Annotated in this window: 15 protein-coding genes; 13 read left to right on the forward strand and 2 right to left on the reverse strand. The window is 60.3% G+C overall.

Annotated elements, in window-relative coordinates:
• Window positions 1-67: 67 nt before the first annotated feature.
• The 5 genes from PMI01S_RS05985 to rarD all read left to right on the forward strand — a co-directional run bounded on the left by PMI01S_RS05985 (window position 68) and on the right by rarD (window position 5927).
• Window positions 68-808, forward strand: coding sequence for a ComF family protein (locus PMI01S_RS05985; protein WP_084318424.1), 741 nt, complete (start codon window positions 68-70; stop codon window positions 806-808).
• 185 nt (window positions 809-993) lie between these two features.
• The gene (locus PMI01S_RS05990) at window positions 994-1758 is read left to right on the forward strand and encodes a TOBE domain-containing protein (RefSeq protein ID WP_084318425.1); all 765 of its coding nucleotides are present in this window, start codon (window positions 994-996) and stop codon (window positions 1756-1758) included.
• Window positions 1759-1816: 58 nt separating this feature from the next.
• The gene (locus PMI01S_RS05995) at window positions 1817-3718 is read left to right on the forward strand and encodes a PhoX family protein (protein WP_084318426.1); all 1902 of its coding nucleotides are present in this window, start codon (window positions 1817-1819) and stop codon (window positions 3716-3718) included.
• A gap of 196 nt (window positions 3719-3914) precedes the next feature.
• On the forward strand, window positions 3915-4889 hold the full coding sequence (locus PMI01S_RS06005) for a serine/threonine protein kinase (RefSeq protein WP_084318428.1): 975 nt from the start codon (window positions 3915-3917) through the stop codon (window positions 4887-4889).
• Window positions 4890-5039: 150 nt separating this feature from the next.
• Complete coding sequence (gene rarD, locus PMI01S_RS06010; RefSeq protein WP_084318429.1) at window positions 5040-5927, forward strand: EamA family transporter RarD; 888 nt, start codon at window positions 5040-5042, stop codon at window positions 5925-5927.
• A gap of 215 nt (window positions 5928-6142) precedes the next feature.
• Here rarD and PMI01S_RS06015 read toward each other — a convergent pair whose 3' ends face one another.
• On the reverse strand, window positions 6143-6661 hold the full coding sequence (locus tag PMI01S_RS06015) for a glycine cleavage system transcriptional repressor (protein ID WP_007947710.1): 519 nt from the start codon (window positions 6659-6661) through the stop codon (window positions 6143-6145).
• A 534-nt stretch (window positions 6662-7195) separates the two neighbouring features.
• On the opposite strand from PMI01S_RS06015, the gene PMI01S_RS06020 reads away from it, so the two are divergent.
• Entirely contained in the window at window positions 7196-9373 is a 2178-nt protein-coding gene (locus PMI01S_RS06020) for a malate synthase G (protein WP_084318430.1), read from the forward strand.
• A gap of 159 nt (window positions 9374-9532) precedes the next feature.
• On the opposite strand, the gene PMI01S_RS06025 is transcribed toward PMI01S_RS06020, so the two are convergent.
• On the reverse strand, window positions 9533-9979 hold the full coding sequence (locus PMI01S_RS06025; protein WP_084318431.1) for a response regulator: 447 nt from the start codon (window positions 9977-9979) through the stop codon (window positions 9533-9535).
• A gap of 254 nt (window positions 9980-10233) precedes the next feature.
• Between PMI01S_RS06025 and PMI01S_RS06030 the strand changes: the two genes are divergently transcribed.
• From PMI01S_RS06030 to PMI01S_RS06060, 7 genes are all read left to right on the forward strand, one after another.
• A complete protein-coding gene (locus PMI01S_RS06030; protein ID WP_084318432.1) occupies window positions 10234-12174 on the forward strand; it encodes a putative nucleotidyltransferase substrate binding domain-containing protein in 1941 nt (646 codons plus the stop codon).
• Entirely contained in the window at window positions 12171-12878 is a 708-nt protein-coding gene (locus PMI01S_RS06035; protein ID WP_084318433.1) for a 3'-5' exonuclease, read from the forward strand. The genes PMI01S_RS06030 and PMI01S_RS06035 overlap by 4 nt, the downstream gene beginning before the upstream one ends.
• A gap of 188 nt (window positions 12879-13066) precedes the next feature.
• Window positions 13067-13585, forward strand: coding sequence for an RNA polymerase sigma factor (locus tag PMI01S_RS06040; protein WP_084318434.1), 519 nt, complete (start codon window positions 13067-13069; stop codon window positions 13583-13585).
• Window positions 13582-14553 carry a FecR domain-containing protein gene (locus tag PMI01S_RS06045; RefSeq protein ID WP_084318435.1) on the forward strand — a complete coding sequence of 324 codons (972 nt, stop codon included), beginning with the start codon at window positions 13582-13584 and terminating at the stop codon, window positions 14551-14553. The genes PMI01S_RS06040 and PMI01S_RS06045 overlap by 4 nt, the downstream gene beginning before the upstream one ends.
• Window positions 14554-14698: 145 nt before the next feature.
• Complete coding sequence (locus PMI01S_RS06050; RefSeq protein WP_084318436.1) at window positions 14699-17140, forward strand: TonB-dependent siderophore receptor; 2442 nt, start codon at window positions 14699-14701, stop codon at window positions 17138-17140.
• A gap of 72 nt (window positions 17141-17212) precedes the next feature.
• Window positions 17213-18343, forward strand: coding sequence for a PepSY-associated TM helix domain-containing protein (locus PMI01S_RS06055; RefSeq protein ID WP_084318437.1), 1131 nt, complete (start codon window positions 17213-17215; stop codon window positions 18341-18343).
• A complete protein-coding gene (locus tag PMI01S_RS06060; RefSeq protein ID WP_084318438.1) occupies window positions 18340-18519 on the forward strand; it encodes a hypothetical protein in 180 nt (59 codons plus the stop codon). Before PMI01S_RS06055 ends, PMI01S_RS06060 begins: the two co-directional genes overlap by 4 nt.
• The last annotated feature ends 49 nt before the right edge of the window (window positions 18520-18568 follow it).

The raw sequence follows: 18568 nt of genomic DNA on the forward strand, positions 1-18568 counted from the left end.
GCAAGCGACTGGGGAATGGAATACCCACAGACGCGACACGGATGTTCGGCATATTTAAGGAAGAGCGATGCGCTGTCAACCACGATACAAAGGACCGGTTTACATCTGGTTAAAAAACAAACAATCCTGCCTGCTTTGCGACGAGATGGCGGATGAAGCGACGCCGATCTGCACGGCGTGTGAAACCGACCTGCCCTGGCTCGGCGATCACTGCCTGACCTGCGCCCTGCCCTTGCCCGCGGCGGACATGACCTGTGGCCAATGTTTGATGGCACCGCCCGCCTTCGAACACGTGATCGCCCCGTGGACCTACAGCTTTCCGGTCGACAGCCTGATCACCCGTTTCAAACACAGCGCCAAGTGGCCATTTGGCAACCTGCTTGGCGAACTTCTCGCTCATTTCCTGCAACATCGCTTCGATGAAGCGCTGGATCGGCCAGATGCGCTGGTCCCGGTTCCGCTCGCCACCAGACGTCTGCGTCAACGGGGTTTCAATCAGGCCGCAATGCTGGCTCGCTGGTTGAGCGCGAGCCTGAATATCCCCTGCGACGAACAGCTACTCAAGAGAATTCAAGACACCAGTGCGCAACAAGACCTGAAGGCCGAAGCCCGCAAAAAGAACCTGCGCAACGCCTTCGCCCTGATGCCTGATGCGGTGATCAAGGGGCGTCACCTGGCACTGGTCGACGACGTGCTGACCACCGGCGCAACCGCCCAGGCTCTGGCGCGCCTGTTGATCGAGGCGGGCGCCTCGCGGGTCGATGTCTATTGCCTGGCGCGCACGCCCAAACCCGGCGACATCGCCTGACTTGAGCCAGACACAAAACCTGTGGGAGCGGGCTTGCTCGCGATGGCGGTTTATCAGCCACATCAATGTTGAATGTGGCGACCTCATCGCGAGCAAGCCCGCTCCCACAGAGATTGCACCTGACTTGACTCCCGCAGCCCGAGCCGCCAACGTCCTCACCATCGTCACCAGCCAAAGCGCCTGCCATGTCATTGCCCACATTGTTGTCCCAACACATTGTCCGTCGCCCGCAGCGCATCGCATTGCTGCAACACATCGCCGAACAGGGCTCGATCACCCGCGCCGCGAAAAGTGCGGGGCTGAGTTACAAAGCCGCGTGGGATGCCATCGACGAGTTGAACAACCTGGCGCAGAAACCGCTGGTGGAGCGCAGTGTCGGCGGCAAGGGCGGTGGGGGCGCGAAGCTGTCCAGCGAGGGCGAACGCGTATTGCGCCTGTATCAAAAACTGCAAACGCTGCAGGCTCAGGTGCTGGAAGCGGCCGAAGACGCCAGCGACCTGGACCTGCTCGGCCGCCTGATGCTCAGAACCAGCGCGCGCAATCAATTGCACGGCAAGGTCGTGGCGATTGAAGCTCAGGGGCGCAATGACCTGATTCGCCTTGAACTGGCCGAAGGCCTGGCCCTCGATGCACAGATCACCCACGACAGCACCTTGCGCCTGGATCTGGAGCCCGGCACCGAAGTCGTCGCCCTCATCAAGGCGGGTTGGCTCGAGCTGCTGGCCATCGAAGACACTGCAACACCCGGACACAATGACCTGACCGGCATCATCGAAGAAATCCTCGACGCCGAAGACGGTCCCAGCGAAGTGCGCATCGGCCTGCCCAATGGCCAGACGTTGTGCGCACTGGCCGAGCCGCTGCACCTGAAAACCCTCGGCCTCGCCACCCATAAACCGGTACGGGTGCAATTTGCGCCATCAAACGTTTTGCTCGGTACACCGCTCTGAAACACAAGCGTCATTAACGCTCTTTAAGGTGACTGCAAAAACCCGCAGGGAGCCTGATGTGAGCCTATTAGAAGACAACCAAAACACCGACCTCGAAAACATGGTCGGCCTCAGCCGTCGTGGCTTCATCAGCGCGGGCGCCCTGTGCGGTGCAGCCATGTTCCTGGGCGGCAACCTGCTGAGCCGCAGCGTGCTCGCGGCCAGTGTCAGCGCAGGCACCAGCAAACTGCTGGGCTTTGACAGCATCCCCGCCGCTACCAGCGACGCCATTACCCTGCCGCCTGGCTACAAGTCTTCGGTGCTGATCAGCTGGGGCCAGCCGTTGCAAAAGAACGGTCCGGCGTTCGACCCTAGCGGTAACGGCAGCGCAGAACAGCAGGAAGTGCAGTTCGGCGACAACAATGACGGCATGAGCCTGTTCGAGTTTCCGGGTGAGAAAGACCGGGCGCTGATGGCGATCAACAACGAATACACTAACTACCGCTACCTCTACCCACACGGCGGCATGCCGCAATCGAAGGAAGAAGTGCGCAAGGCGCTGGCCTGCGAAGGTGTGTCGGTCATCGAAGTGCAGCGCAAGAACGGCCAATGGCAATTCGTTCAAGGTTCGCGCTACAACCGCCGCATTCACGGTAACGCGCCGATCAGCCTCAGCGGCCCTGCTGCCGGCCATGACCTGTTGAAAACCAGCGCCGACCCGCATGGCAAGAACGTGCTCGGCACCTTCCAGAACTGCGCCAACGGCAAGACGCCGTGGGGCACTTACCTGACGTGCGAAGAGAACTTCACCGACTGCTTCGGCAGCAGCAATGCCGAGCAGAAGTTCGACGCCGCGCAGAAACGCTACGGCGTAGTGGCCGCCAGCAAAGAGATCAACTGGCACCCGCATGACGAGCGTTTCGACCTGGCAAAAAACCCCAACGAACTCAACCGTCACGGCTGGGTGGTGGAAATCGACCCGTTCGATCCGCAGTCGACCCCCGTCAAGCGCACCGCACTGGGCCGCTTCAAACATGAAAACGCTGCCCTGGCCGAAACCCATGACGGCCACGCCGTGGTGTACATGGGCGACGATGAGCGCGGAGAGTTCATCTACAAGTTCGTCAGCCGCGACAAGATCAACCACAAAAACCCGAAGGCCAATCGTGACCTGCTGGACCACGGCACCTTGTACGTGGCGCGCTTCGATGCGGGCGACGGCAATGCCGATCACCCGAAAGGCAAGGGCGAGTGGATCGAACTGACCCACGGCAAAAACGGTATCGACGCCAGCAGCGGTTTTGCCAATCAGGCCGAAGTGCTGATTCACGCGCGCCTCGCAGCTACCGTGGTGAAAGCCACGCGCATGGACCGTCCGGAGTGGATCGTTGTCAGCCCCAAGGATGGCCAGGTCTATTGCACGCTGACCAACAACGCCAAGCGCGGTGAAGACGGTCAACCGGTGGGCGGGCCCAATCCGCGCGAGAAGAACGTTTACGGGCAGATTCTGCGCTGGCGCACCGACCGTGATGATCACGGTTCGAAAAGCTTTGCCTGGGATCTGTTTGTGGTCGCTGGCAACCCTGGCGTCCACGCTGGCACGCCGAAAGGCGGTTCGTCGAACATCACGCCACAGAATATGTTCAACAGCCCGGATGGCCTGGGTTTCGACAAGGCTGGGCGCTTGTGGATCCTGACCGATGGCGACTCGAGCAACGCCGGTGATTTTGCCGGCATGGGCAATAACCAGATGCTCTGCGCCGACCCGGTCACCGGGGAGATCCGCCGCTTCATGGTCGGGCCGATTGGCTGCGAGGTGACGGGGATCAGCTTCTCGCCGGATCAGAAGACGCTGTTTGTCGGGATTCAGCATCCGGGGGAAAACGGTGGATCGACGTTCCCTGAGCATTTGCCGAATGGCAAGCCGCGGTCTTCGGTGATGGCGATTTCCCGTGAGGATGGCGGGATCGTCGGCGCCTGATTAGCCGCCTTCGCGAGCAAGCCCGCTCCCACATTGACCGACATTGCCCAGAAGAATGCGGTCAAATGTGAGAGCGGGCTTGCTCGCGAAAGCGTCAGCCCGAACAACACTCATCTCAACCTCAAACACTAAAGACAGCCCGTCTGCGCTACCATGCTTGGCCGGACGCGGCAGCCTGCTGCGCGCAGGAGTCAGCATGGCCCACCCGTTTGCAACCCTCACCCCAGACCTCGTGCTCGATGCCGTCGAAAGCATCGGCTTTCTCAGTGACGCGCGCATTCTGGCGCTCAACAGCTACGAGAACCGCGTCTATCAGGTCGGCATCGAAGACTCCGAGCCACTGATCGCCAAGTTCTACCGCCCGCAGCGCTGGACCAACGAAGCGATTCTCGAAGAGCACCAGTTCACCTTCGAACTCGCCGAGTGCGACGTGCCGGTGGTGGCGCCGATGATTCACAACGGTGCCAGCCTGCACGAACACAAAGGTTTCCGTTTCACCCTGTTCCCCCGCCGTGGCGGGCGCGCTCCGGAGCCGGGCAATCTCGATCAGTTGTATCGCCTGGGCCAATTGCTCGGCCGCCTGCATGCCGTGGGCTCGACAAAACCCTTTGCTCACCGCGAGGCGCTGGGCGTGAAGAACTTCGGTCACGATTCGCTGACGACGCTGCTCGAAGGCAATTTCATCCCCAAAAGCCTGCTGCCGGCTTACGAGTCCGTGGCCCGCGACCTGCTCAAGCGTGTCGAAGAGGTCTACAACACCACGCCACACCAGAACATCCGCATGCACGGCGATTGCCACCCCGGCAACATGATGTGCCGCGACGAGATGTTCCACATCGTCGACCTCGACGATTGCCGCATGGGCCCGGCGGTGCAGGACATCTGGATGATGCTCGCCGGCGACCGTCAGGAATGCCTGGGTCAGTTGTCGGAACTGATGGACGGCTACAACGAATTTCACGACTTCGACCCGCGGGAACTGGCGCTGATCGAACCGCTGCGCGCGTTGCGCCTGATGCACTACAGCGCGTGGCTGGCGCGTCGTTGGGATGATCCGGCGTTCCCGCACAGTTTTCCGTGGTTCGGGACCGAGCGGTATTGGGGTGATCAGGTGTTGGCATTGCGCGAGCAATTGGCTGCGCTCAACGAAGAACCCCTCAAACTCTTCTGACCTCTGTAGGAGCCGGCTTGCTGGCGATAGCCTCTCCTCGGTATTGCTGACAAACCGAGGCGCCTGCATCGCCAGCAAGCCGGCTCCTACAAAACTCCTGACACATCTATACAATCCCTCCTTTGTTAGCTGCCTAAGCAAGGATTCTGCATGCAAGCCGCCAACCCGCGTCGCGGGTACATTCTGGGCCTGAGTGCCTACATCATCTGGGGCCTGTTCCCGATCTACTTCAAAGCCATCGCCAACGTGCCCGCCGTGGAGATCATCATCCACCGCGTGCTCTGGTCCGCGCTGTTCGGTGCCTTGCTACTGATGGTGTGGAAGCATCCTGGCTGGTGGCGCGAGCTGCGTGACAACCCGAAACGACTGGCGATCCTCGCGCTGAGCGGCACGCTGATCGCGGCCAACTGGCTGACGTACGTCTGGTCGGTGAACAACGGGCGCATGCTCGAAGCCAGCCTCGGTTACTACATCAACCCGCTGGTGAACGTGCTGTTGGGGATGTTGATCCTCGGCGAACGGCTGCGGCGCATGCAGTGGATCGCGGTGGGTCTGGCCGCGATCGGCGTGGCGCAACAGGTATGGCAGGTCGGCAGTCTGCCGTGGGTGTCGCTGGTGCTGGCGCTGACGTTTGGCTTCTACGGTTTGATCCGCAAGCAGGCGCCGGTCAAAGCCCTGCCCGGCCTGGTGGTGGAAACCTGGATGCTGGTCCCGATTGCCTTGGCCTGGCTGCTATTCAATCAGACGGCCATGAGCGCTCAGCCCGAGTTCTGGACGACGACCGAAGCCTGGTGGCTGGTTGCCGCCGGGCCGGTAACCCTCGTGCCGCTGGTGTGTTTCAACGCCGCCGCACGGCATTTGCCCTACACCACGCTGGGATTCCTCCAGTACCTGGCACCGACATTGGTGCTGCTGCAAGCCGTGCTGCTGTTTGGCGAACATTTGTCGTCAAGCACACTGGTGGCGTTTATCTTTATCTGGGCCGGGCTGGCGGTTTACAGCGTCGATGCGTGGATAAGTTTGCGCCGACGCAGCTGATCAAAAATCGTACGAACCTCTGCAGGCCACATATTTCGTGGCCTGCATCGATCCTTCCCAAGGTTATCCACAGCGTGATCCCCGGCGTTTGTGCGCAACTTGTTGAAACTGATGGTTTTTTGATCAGATGTTGAAGAAGCCCGGCCGGCTTGGGCTGGCGGGCTGTCTCTACAGGTTATCCACAGGCAGGTGCACGTATAACTTGGATAACCCTGTCAGGGTTCGCTGCGCAGGACCAATTCCACCATCAAATCGTCCGCCAGGGTTTCCAGGCGCGACTGCAACACATCCAGTGAAAGCGTCAGTGGCACGGCGAGAATCGCTTCGGCGTGGAACAGCGGCTCGCTGCTCATCGGCGCCGGGCGCACTTCAGTCACCAGTCGTTCCAGGTTGACCCCCTGCTCACTCAACAGTCGCGTGATGTCGCGCACGATCCCCGGACGATCGTTGCCTACCAATTCCATGGCAATGGGTTTCCAGGTGCAAGATTGCTCGATGCCGCTTTCGGCAATCAACACGCGAATGCCATGGGCCGACAACGCCTGCAGGGCATCGACCAATTCGTCGTAGGCTTCGGCCGGCACGCCCACCCGAAGAATCCCGGCAAACTGCCCGGCCATGCGTGACATGCGGCTTTCAAGCCAGTTGCCGCCGTGCTCGGCAATGCACTGGGCGATGCGCTCGACCTGCCCAGGTTTGTCCGGTGCGAAAACAGTGAGTACGAGGTGGTCCATGGCGCAGCCCTCTTTTGTTGTAGAAAGAGAAGTATAGGCAAGGGGCGATCCTGTGTTGATTCGTCTGGCGCCATCGCTGGCAAGCCAGCTCCAGGGTCTTGCGCAAACCTTGTAGGAGCTGGCTTGCCAGCGATCCGGAGCACCGCCAATCTGAAGCGGACAACAAATCGTGTACAACTTCTTATATTTAACTGGAACAATCTCATACTTTTTTGAGAACATCCCCATCCCCGACGTGACTGCAATGCGTCACGGGGTCGCAGAACGACGTAATTAGTCTAATTTTCACAACCGCAATTCATCATGTAGTATGCCGCAGCGCGCACTACATAACGTTGGATCGATGTCTGCCACAGGCGCGGTCGCAGCCCTGAAAGCCCTATCAGCAAGGCCTCAACGCCGTTGATCGGTTCCATCCCAGCCGCCCGAAATGGCATGTACTGGTGGAAGGGGTTTGTGGTTTAAATAGCCAGAGGCTTCATTGTTAATTTGAAGAGCTGAAAAGCGAAATAGCTGAGCAGAGTGAGGCAAGCAATGACTGAACACGTTCAAGTCGGTGGCCTGCAGGTCGCCAAAGTCCTGTTCGACTTCGTGAACAACGAAGCCATTCCCGGAACCGGCCTCACCGCCGATAAATTCTGGGCCGGTGCCGACAAGGTCATTCACGACCTGGCACCGAAGAACAAAGCCCTACTCGCCAAACGCGATGATTTCCAGGCTCGTATCGACGGCTGGCACCAAGCGCGTGCCGGTCAGGCGCACGACGCCGTGGCTTATAAAGCCTTCCTGCAAGACATCGGTTATCTGCTGCCAGAAGCGGCCGATTTCCAGGCAACGACGCAAAACGTCGATGACGAAATCGCCCGCATGGCCGGCCCGCAGCTCGTGGTGCCGGTGATGAACGCCCGCTTCGCGCTCAACGCCTCGAACGCCCGCTGGGGCTCGCTGTACGACGCGCTCTACGGCACCGACGCGATCAGCGAAGCTGACGGCGCGGAAAAAGGCAAAGGCTACAACAAGGTTCGCGGCGACAAGGTGATTGCCTTCGCCCGCGCCTTCCTCGACGAAGCCGCGCCATTGGCCGCCGGCTCCCACGTCGATTCCACCGGCTACAAGATCGTTGACGGCAAACTGGTGGTCGCCCTCAAAGGCGGCAGCAACAGCGGCTTGCGCAACGACGCTCAGTTGATCGGTTTCCACGGCGATGCAGCGGCACCCACCGCAATCCTGCTGAAAAACAACGGCCTGCACTTCGAAATCCAGGTCGACGCCAGCACCCCGGTCGGCCAGACCGACGCTGCCGGCGTCAAAGACATCCTGATGGAGGCCGCGCTGACCACCATCATGGACTGCGAAGACTCCGTCGCTGCCGTCGATGCCGATGACAAAGTGGTGATCTACCGCAACTGGCTCGGCCTGATGAAGGGCGACCTGTCGGAAGAAGTCTCCAAGGGCGGTCAGACTTTTACCCGCACCATGAACGCCGACCGCACCTACACCGGCGTTGATGGCAAGGAATTCAGCCTGCACGGTCGTTCGTTGTTGTTCGTGCGCAACGTCGGTCACCTGATGACCATCGACGCGATCCTCGATAAAGACGGCAACGAAGTGCCGGAAGGCATTCTCGACGGTCTGGTGACGAGCCTTGCGGCGATCCACAGCCTCAACGGCAACAGTTCGCGCAAGAACAGCCGCACCGGTTCGGTCTACATCGTGAAGCCGAAAATGCACGGCCCGGATGAAGCCGCGTTCACCAACGAGCTGTTCGGTCGCATCGAAGATGCACTGGGCTTGCCGCGCAACACCTTGAAAGTCGGGATCATGGACGAGGAACGCCGCACCACGGTCAACCTCAAGGCGTGCATCAAGGCGGCCAGCGAGCGCGTGGTGTTCATCAACACCGGTTTCCTCGACCGCACGGGCGATGAAATCCACACCTCCATGGAAGCCGGCCCGATGGTGCGCAAGGCGGACATGAAGGCTGAGAAGTGGATCGGCGCTTATGAGAACTGGAACGTCGATATCGGTTTGAGCACCGGCCTGCAAGGTCGCGCGCAGATCGGTAAAGGCATGTGGGCCATGCCCGACCTGATGGCGGCGATGCTCGAACAGAAAATCGCTCACCCGCTGGCGGGTGCCAACACCGCGTGGGTTCCTTCGCCAACGGCGGCTGCGCTGCATGCGCTGCATTACCACAAGGTCGATGTGTTCGCCCGCCAGGCCGAACTGGCCAAACGTGCGCGCGCCTCGGTGGATGACATCCTGACCATCCCGCTGGCGGTAAACCCGCAGTGGACCGCGGAACAGATCAAGAACGAACTGGACAACAACGCCCAGGGCATTCTCGGTTACGTGGTGCGCTGGATCGACCAGGGTGTTGGCTGCTCGAAAGTGCCGGACATCAACGACGTCGGCCTGATGGAAGACCGCGCCACGCTGCGGATTTCCAGCCAGCACATCGCCAACTGGCTGCGTCACGGTATCGTCACCGAAGAGCAAGTGATGGAAAGCCTCAAGCGCATGGCGCCGGTGGTTGACCGTCAGAACGCCAACGACGCGCTGTACCGCCCGCTGGCACCGGATTTCGACAGCAATATCGCCTTCCAGGCGGCGGTCGAACTGGTGGTTGAGGGCACCAAACAGCCAAACGGCTACACCGAGCCGGTGCTGCATCGTCGTCGTCGCGAGTTCAAGGCTGCAAATGGCCTGTAACTGAGCGGTGATGCCGGACATGAAAAAGCCCTGATCTTCCGATCAGGGCTTTTTTTTTAAAGCGAAGTCAAAAGATCGCAGCCTTCGGCAGCTCCTACTTGGGATTGCGTACATCTGTAGGAGCTGCCGAAGGCTGCGATCTTTTGATCCTTTAACAATTCACACATCCATCCCCAACTCATGCTTGACCAGTTCCAGCAGTTTGGCGGTATCAATCGGCTTGAGCAGGAAATCCACCACGCTCAAATGCATTGCAGCAATCGCGTCCTTCACGTCGGCATCGCCTGAAACGATGATGATGGGCATGGCTGCGCGTACTGACTCTCGAACCTGACGGACCAACTCCAGACCATCGACATGGCCCATCCGCAGATCAGTGATCACCAGGCCGATCGAAGGTTTCTCGCTCAACATCTTGAGTGCGGTTTCACCGCTGGCCGCGGTCATGCAACGAATGCCATCCAGACCCAGGATTTCCGACAGCAGCTCACGCGCATCTTTATCGTCATCGACGATCAGTACCCGTTGTGGCGGCAGGTCGGGCTCCAGCATGACGGCACTCAGCGCCTCGCGCTCGGCGTCACTCAAAATATCGTGGTCGGACATAGCGTTCTCTAAATAATCAATTTCATTCCCTAGCACAGTGCTGAGACATCGCTAAGCAGACCTTGAATGTGCACTTCGTCGGATTTATTTCCTATAGGGGAAAGGATAGATTCTTCCTACGATTGCGTAAGGAATTTCCGAAATTTCATCACCGGAAGGCCCGACCTAGACTTACGTCCAATGGGCACCCTGCGTTCCTGGGCCGACCATGGCTGAGTCATCCGACAACAACAATTCGAAAAAAGACTGCGGTAATGGTTATGAGTAAAGCGGACGCCTTCACACAGGCAGGGAAAACCGCGGTGTTGCAAAACATCCAGGGCACTTTGCAATTCCTTCAGCGCTTCCCGCCCTTCAATCAAATGGAACACGCTCACCTGGCGTACCTGGTGGAACAATGTCAGCTGCGTTTTTATGCGCCCGGCGAAAGCATCATCAAGCCCGCCGATGGCCCGGTTGAACATTTCTACATCGTCAAACAGGGCCGCGTCGTGGGTGAACGCCCCCACACGGCCAAGGGCGGCACCGAAACCACCTTCGAAATCGCCACCGGCGAGTGCTTTCCCCTCGCCGCGCTGCTGGGTGAGCGTGCGACGCGCACCGAACATCTGGCAGCCGAAGACACTTTTTGCCTACAACTGAACAAGCTGGCGTTCATCAAACTGTTCGCACTTTCCAACGCGTTTCGCGACTTTGCCCTACGCGGCGTCAGCAGTTTGCTGGATCAGGTCAACCAGCAAGTCCAGCAAAAAGCCGTGGAAACCCTCGGCACTCAGTATTCGCTGAACACGCGTCTTGGCGAATTGGCCATGCGCCATCCGGTGACATGCAGCCCGGCAACGCCTTTGCGCGAAGCCGTGACCCTGATGCACGAGCAGCAGGTCGGCAGCATTGTGGTGGTGGATGAACACAAAGCGCCGCTGGGGATTTTCACCCTGCGCGACCTGCGCCACGTGGTGGCCGAAGGTACCAACGACTTCAACGAAGCCATCGAATTGCACATGACCCGTGCGCCGTTTTTCCTGACGCCGGACCACAGTGCCTTCGATGCGGCGATTGCGATGACCGAGCGGCATATCGCCCACGTTTGCCTGGTCAAGGATCATCGCCTGTGCGGCGTGGTCTCGGAACGTGACCTGTTTTCCCTGCAACGGGTGGATCTGGTGCACCTGGCGCGCACCATCCGAAGCGCACAGCGCGTGGAAAACCTGGTGGCGATGCGCGGCGAAATCGGCCAACTGGTCGAGCGCATGCTGGCCCACGGCGCGTCCTCGACCCAGATCACCCACATCATCACCCTGCTCAACGACCACACCGTATGCCGGGTGATCGAACTGACCCTCGCCGAGAAAGGCGACCCCGGTGTGCCCTTCAGCTGGTTGTGTTTCGGCAGCGAAGGCCGCCGTGAGCAAACGCTGCACACCGATCAGGACAACGGCATTCTGTTCGAAGCGCGGGACGCGGCGCACGCCGCCGAGATACGCGGCAAGTTGCTGCCCATCGCTCAACACATCAACCAGAGCCTGGCGCTGTGCGGTTTCACTCTGTGCAAGGGCAACATCATGGCTGGCAATCCCGAGCTGTGTTTGTCCCGGGCCGAATGGGCGCGGCGTTTTGCGGCGTTTATTCGTGAAGCGACGCCGGAAAACCTGCTGGGTTCGAGCATCTATTTCGACCTGCGCGTGGTCTGGGGCGACGAGCAAAGCTGCGAGCAGTTGCGTCGCGGGATTCTCGACCAGGTCGCCGACAACCGGCTGTTCCAGCGGATGATGGCCGAAAACGCCCTGCGCAACCGCCCGCCTGTAGGCCGTTTCCGCGAGTTCGTGCTGGCGCGCAAGAATGGCGAGAAAGCCACGCTGGACCTGAAAGTCCAGGGCTTGACGCCCTTTGTCGATGGCGCCCGATTGCTCGCATTGGCCCACGGCATCGAAACCAACAATACGCTGGAGCGCTTTCGCCAACTGGTCGAAAAAGAGGTTATCGAACGGCTGGACGGTGCGGCGTACGAAGAGGCGTATCACTTCATCCAGCAAACCCGCATGCAGCAACATCAGCTACAGACCCGGGAGAATTTGCCCTACTCCAACCGGGTAGATCCCGACAGCCTCAATCATCTGGACCGACGCATCCTGCGCGAATCCCTGCGCCAGGCCCAACGCCTGCAAAGCAGCCTGACGCTGCGGTATCAGCTATGAGCCTGTTTTCGTGGTTGCGCCCGGCAGGTCCGATGCTGTCCGGCGACTTGCAGCAACGTCTGAAAGACTTGCCGACGGCAGCCGAGCTGAGCGAATGCAGCCTGCGCGAACAGCGCTGGGTGGTACTGGACCTGGAAACCACCGGGTTGAATATGAACAAGGATCGGGTGCTGTCCATTGGCGCGGTGGTGATCGAGGACGGCGCTATAGACTTCAGCCAGCAGTTCGAACGCACCCTGCAATGCACGGATATGAAAGTGGCGCCCAGCGTATTGATTCACGGCTTGGGGCCGAGTGCGATTGCTGCTGGCACTGATCCGGCGCAGGCCTTGCTCGAGTTCATGGAGTTTGTGGGTGACAGCCCGGTGCTGGCGTTTCATGCGCCGTTTGATCAGCACATGCTTGGGCGCGCGTTGAAGGATCATCTGGGTTACAAGCTGCAGCATACGTTTCTTGATGTGGCGGACATCGCGCCGATGCTGTGCCCGCAGGCGCATATCCGCGAGGCGGGGCTGGATGAATGGATCGACTGGTTCAAGCTCGAAGTGTTCGAGCGCCACAACGCCAGTGCCGATGCGCTGGCGACTGCGGAACTGGCGTTGATCCTGTTCAGCCGGGCGCGGCAGCAGCAGATTCATAGCCCGTTGAATTTGCAGCAGCGGGTGAATCAGTGGAAGCGCAGACAGCGCGTGCCTTCCTTCTAAATCTTTAGTGCCTGTTCTGACGCCTTCGCGGGCAAACCCTGTAGGAGCATGGCTTGCCCGCGAAGAACGATAACGCGGTCCACCTGCCCTCAATCCACCTGACCAGTGGCCAATTGCTTACCTCCCCCGCCTCTGCCACAATCGCGAATAATTCTCGTTAGTTAACACTTCCCAATCGGTGATACTGCGTGTCGTCAGTCCAAAGCCCCCACAATGAGCTCGTCGGTGCGTTGTATCGCGACCACCGCAGCTGGCTTTTGGCCTGGCTTCGACGCAATGTCGCCTGCCCGCAACGGGCCGAAGACCTCAGTCAGGACACCTTCGTGCGGTTGCTGGGCCGTGATCAACTGAATGAACCACGCGAGCCGCGTGCGTTTCTGGTGGCGATCGCAAAGGGCTTGCTGTTCGACTATTTCCGGCGTGCCGCGCTGGAACAGGCTTACCTCACCGAGCTGATGCTGATCCCCGAAGGCGAGCAACCGTCGGTGGAGGAACAGCAACTGATCCTCGAAGACCTGAAAAACATCGATCGCCTGCTCGGCACACTCTCCAGCAAAGCCCGGGCAGCGTTTCTCTACAACCGTCTCGACGGCCTCGGCCACATGGAAATCGCCCAGCGCCTGGGGGTTTCAGTGCCGCGAGTGCGTCAATACCTGGCTCAGGGCATTCGTCAGTGCTACATCGCGCTGTACGGTGAGCCGGTATGAGCGCGGTCAGTTCCAAACCGGTCTCGGCGCAGGTGCTGGATGCGGCGATTGCCTGGCAATTGTCGCTGGACTCCGGCAACCCGGTGGAACGCGAAGAGTTCGCCAAATGGCACGCCGCCCACGAAGAACACGCCCGCGCCTGGCGTCAGTTGGGCATGCTCGACCAGCGTTTCAGCGTGGCCAGCGGCCCGGCCCGCACCGCGTTGCTGCAATCGCGTGAAAGCATTCGCCGACGTGTGCGCAAGCTGGGCAGCGGCGTGGCGAGCATCGTGGCGGTGATCGGTTTGGCACTGTTCGCCGGTGAACGTTATTTGCCGGTCGACTATTGGCTGGCCGATCAGCGCACCGCCACTGGCGAGCAACGCACCTTGCGCCTGAGCGACGGCACCGTGATCAACCTCAACACCCACAGTGCCGTGGACGTGCGCTTTGATGAGAAGCAGCGCCGGGTAATTCTTCAGGACGGGGAAATCCTCGTCGAAACCGGCCACGGCGATGCCCGGCCGTTTATCGTCGAAACCCGTGAAGGCAGCATGCGCGCACTCGGCACGCGGTTCCTGGTCAAGCGCGAAGAAGAAGGCACGCGCCTGAGCGTGCTGCAGTCCGCCGTGGCAGCCCATCCAGAGTCGAGCGTTGAAGAACGGATTCTGCGCGAAGGCCAGCAAGTGTTGATGCGCAACAATGGCCTGGGCCCGATCATCGCGCTCAACCTCGGTGCCGATGCCTGGACCCGCGGCATGCTGGTGGTGGATAACGCACGCCTGGAGGATCTGGTCCATGAACTCGGGCGCTATCGCCGCGGGCATCTGGGTGTTGCGCCAGAGGTTGCCGACCTGCGGATCACCGGCAGTTTCCCGTTGCACGATACCGATCTGGCGTTGAGCGCCCTGTTGCCGACCTTACCGGTGCAGATCGAGCAGCACACACAATGGTGGGTGACGGTGGCGAAGGCGGATGCCAAGCCCTGAGCACGATGTCGTCTGAACGGGCACCTTCGCGGGCAAGCCTCACCACAATTGCTGAATCGAAATTATTTTCATCCAGCCCTATCACTTTTGGTTTTTCGTTCGGCACCTAGGCAATTGAGAAGTATTCCCTTTCAGGAGCCGCCGTATGTCCCGTTCGCTAGACACCTTGTTGCGCCCCAGTTTGCTGGCGGTCGCCATTGCCTTTTGCACCCCTCTGGCCAGCAGCCAACTGATCGCAGCTGAACAGGCGTCCAGCGTTCGCGCCTACAACCTGCCGGCCGCGCCATTGGCCAGCACGTTGAACCAGATCGCCAGCCAGTCCGGCCTCGCGTTGTCGCTGAATCCGGCGTTGGCGGCGGGCAAGACGTCGGCACCGGTCAATGGCCAATATGATGCCGCGGGTGCCTTGCGCGCCGCGCTGCCCGGCACCGGTCTGCAACTGGAACAGAGCAGCACTGGCACCTACAGCCTGGTCGCTGCACCTGAGGGCATGATGGCGTTGCCGGAAACGGCCATCATCGGCGTTGAAAACACTGAAAGCGCCTGGGGCCCGGTGGCAGGTTACCTGGCCAAGCGTACCGCCGCCGGCACCAAGACCGACACCGCGCTGGTTGAGGCGCCGCGTTCGATTTCGATCGCCACCCGCGAACAAATGGACGACCGCAGTGTGCACAGCCTCGATGACGCTGTGCGTTACATGCCGGGCATCACCGCCAGCAGTTTCGGCAGCGACACCCGCGCCGACTGGCTGCGGGTACGCGGCTTTGAACCGACCCAGTTCCTCGACGGCTTGCCGCTGCCCAAAGGCGTGTACGCCAACCCGAAACCGGAAACCTGGAACCTCGACCGCCTCGCGCTGCTGCGCGGACCGGCTTCATCCGTGTACGGCCAGACCCCGCCAGGCGGTTTGCTGGACATGGTCAGCCGTCGTCCCAGCGCCGAGTCGAGCAATGAAATCCAGGTGCAATACGGCAGTGACAATCATCGCCAGATCAACTTCGCCAGCACCGGCAAAATCGACGACGAAGGCCAGTTCCTCTATGGCGTCAGCGGCGTGGTTCGCGACAGCGGCACGCAGATCGACCACATCGACAACAAGCGCTACAACATCGCGCCGAGCCTGACCTGGAACATCGACGACGACACCAAATTCACCCTGCTCACGCAATTCACCCGTGACGATACCGGCATCACCAGCCAGTTCCACTCGATCCAGGGCACCAAAATCGACATGCCGTTCGGCGATATTTCCCACCACAAGAACCTGGGAGATCCGAACTACGAGTACTACGACCGCACTTACTACGCGCTGGGCTACGCCTTCGAACATCGCCTGAACGATGTCTGGCAGTTCCGTCAGAACCTGCGCTACACCAAGTCCGACCTGTCGTTCCAGGCCATTACCGTCAACGCCTACAACCCGGCGTTTGCCGCGTTCGGTTTTGTCGTCGACGATCAGGGCAACACGGGGCGCGGCACGACAAATGTCGAGGAAGACATCAGCCAGTTCGCGGTGGACAACAACTTCCAGGGCGATTTTTCCACCGGTGATGTCCGTCACACCTTGCTGATCGGGCTGGACCACCAGCGCAACAACACCAACTACCTGTCGATCTTCGGGACCGCGCCGGGCATCAACGTCAACACCCCGCAATATGGTTTGCCGATCACTCGCCCGGCACGGTCCGATGCCTTCTATGACCAGGATCAGAAGACCCATCAGACCGGTTTGTACGTCCAGGACCAGATGGCCCTCGACCAATGGCGCCTGACGCTGGGCGGCCGTGAGGACTGGGTCCACACCGGCACCAAGTTCTTCAAGGAAGATGCCACCAACACCGAGCGCGACAAGAAATTCAGCGGTAACGCGGCGATCAGCTATGTATTCGACAACGGCATCGTGCCTTACCTGTCTTACGCCGAGTCGTTCCAGCCCACCAGCAATGCCACCGCATCGTCCACTCAATCATTCAAGCCGACCGAAGGCCAGCAGTGGGAGCTGGGCATCAAGTACCAGCCGCCGGGCAGCAACACGTTGCTGAGCGCTGCGGTGTACGACCTGACCCAAAAAAACGTCTCCGTCACCACCACCGTCGGCAACGTGCCGATCACCAGCCAGACCGGTGAAGTGAAAGTCAAAGGCCTGGAGTTGGAAGCGGTCTCCGACGTCACCGACAACCTGAAAATCATCGCCGCCTACACCCTGGCGAAGTCCGAAGTGCAAAAAGGCGACTTCAAAGGCAACCGTCTGCAACTGATGCCCAACCAGCAGGCTTCGCTGTGGACCGATTACACCTGGCACAACGGCGTGCTGGATGGCTTCGGCATTGGTGCCGGCGCGCGTTACACCGGCAATACCTACGGCGACCAGGGCAACACCACGCTGGGCAAGGCGGATGCCTATACCGTGTTCGACGCGGCGGTTCATTACGACCTGGGTCGCCTGGATAACAGCTTGAAAGGTGCCTCGCTGGCCGTGAACGCGACCAACCTGCTCAACAAGGATTACATCTCTACCTGTGACGGCTTTTACTGCTATTACGGCGACCTGCGCAGTGTCGTCGCCAGTGCCACGTACAAGTGGTAAACGCTTGATTGGATACGCGCTGTAATCAGGCCGTCCTTCGTGGACGGCTTTGGTATTTCTGAAGGCTGAGAAATGAAAAGCAAAACAATTCGTCGCTGGTCCTTCGTCCACACCTGGACCAGCCTGATCTGCACGGTCTTCCTGCTGATGCTGGCGCTGACCGGCTTGCCCCTGATCTTCCATCACGAGATCGACCACCTGCTGGGCGATGCCGCCGAGCTGAAAGCAATGCCGGCCGACACCCCGAAGCTGAATTTGCAGCAGTTGGTGCAGGCCGCGGAAAAACATCGTCCCGGTGAAGTCATGCAGTATTTCGGCTTCGACGAAGACGAACCCGACGCCGCGATCACGATCATGGCCGCCACCGCCGGTACCGAACCGAATTCGTCCCACACCTTCATGCTCGACGCCCGCACCGGCGAAGCGCTGGAGATGCCGTCGGCCAACGGCGGCTTCATGATGGTCATGCTGCGCTTGCACGTGGACATGTTTGCCGGCCTGCCGGGCAAGCTGTTGCTGGCGTTCATGGGACTGATGTTTGTCGTGGCCATTATTTCCGGATCGGTGCTGTACCTGCCGTTCATGCGCCGCTTGAAATTCGCCACCGTGCGCCAGGACAAATCCACTCGCCTGCGCTGGCTCGACCTGCACAACCTGATCGGTGTGGTCACCCTGACCTGGGCGCTGGTGGTTGGCGTGACCGGCGTCATCAGTGCTTGCGCCGACCTGCTGATCGCCGCGTGGCGCAACGACAGCCTGAGTGCGATGGTCGCGCCGTACCGCGACGCCCCCGCCCTGACACAACTGGCGCCGGCCACCCGCTTGCTCGACATCGCCAAGGAAGTCGCGCCCGGCATGCAGCCGGACTTTATTGCCTTCCCCGGCACGCGGTTTTCCAGCGAACACCATTACGCGGTGTTCATGAAGGGCAGCACGCACCTGACATCGCACTTGCTGACACCGGTGCTGATCGACGCCAGTACATTGCAAGTCACCGCCGTGGCTGAACGGCCTTGGTACATGGACGCCATGGGCATGTCGCAGCCGCTGCACTTCGGCGATTACGGCGGCATGCCGATGAAAATCCTCTGGGCGACGCTGGATGTACTGACCATCATCGTGCTCGGCAGCGGGGTTTACCTGTGGATGGTACGGCGCAAGGCGGCAAAACCCGTACTGGAGAAAGCGGAGAGCGTGGCATGACACCCCGACAGTCAAACTTCTGGAAGGTCTTCGCAACGCCCGTCGTCATCGCCTTGCTCAGCGCGGCGGGGTTGTTTGCCGCGTTGCTGGGGGATGGCGTTTGGGATGCCCTGAGCTGGCTGGGCCTGGGTGTTCCCGCAATCCTCGCCCTGCGCGGCCTGCTGCAACGCCGCTGACAACACCCAACCTGTAGGAGCCGGCTTGCTGGCGATGGCATCACCCCGG

It is taken from the genome of Pseudomonas migulae NBRC 103157, from assembly GCF_002091715.1.
GTDB classification, from domain to species: Bacteria; Pseudomonadota; Gammaproteobacteria; order Pseudomonadales; family Pseudomonadaceae; genus Aquipseudomonas; species Aquipseudomonas migulae_A.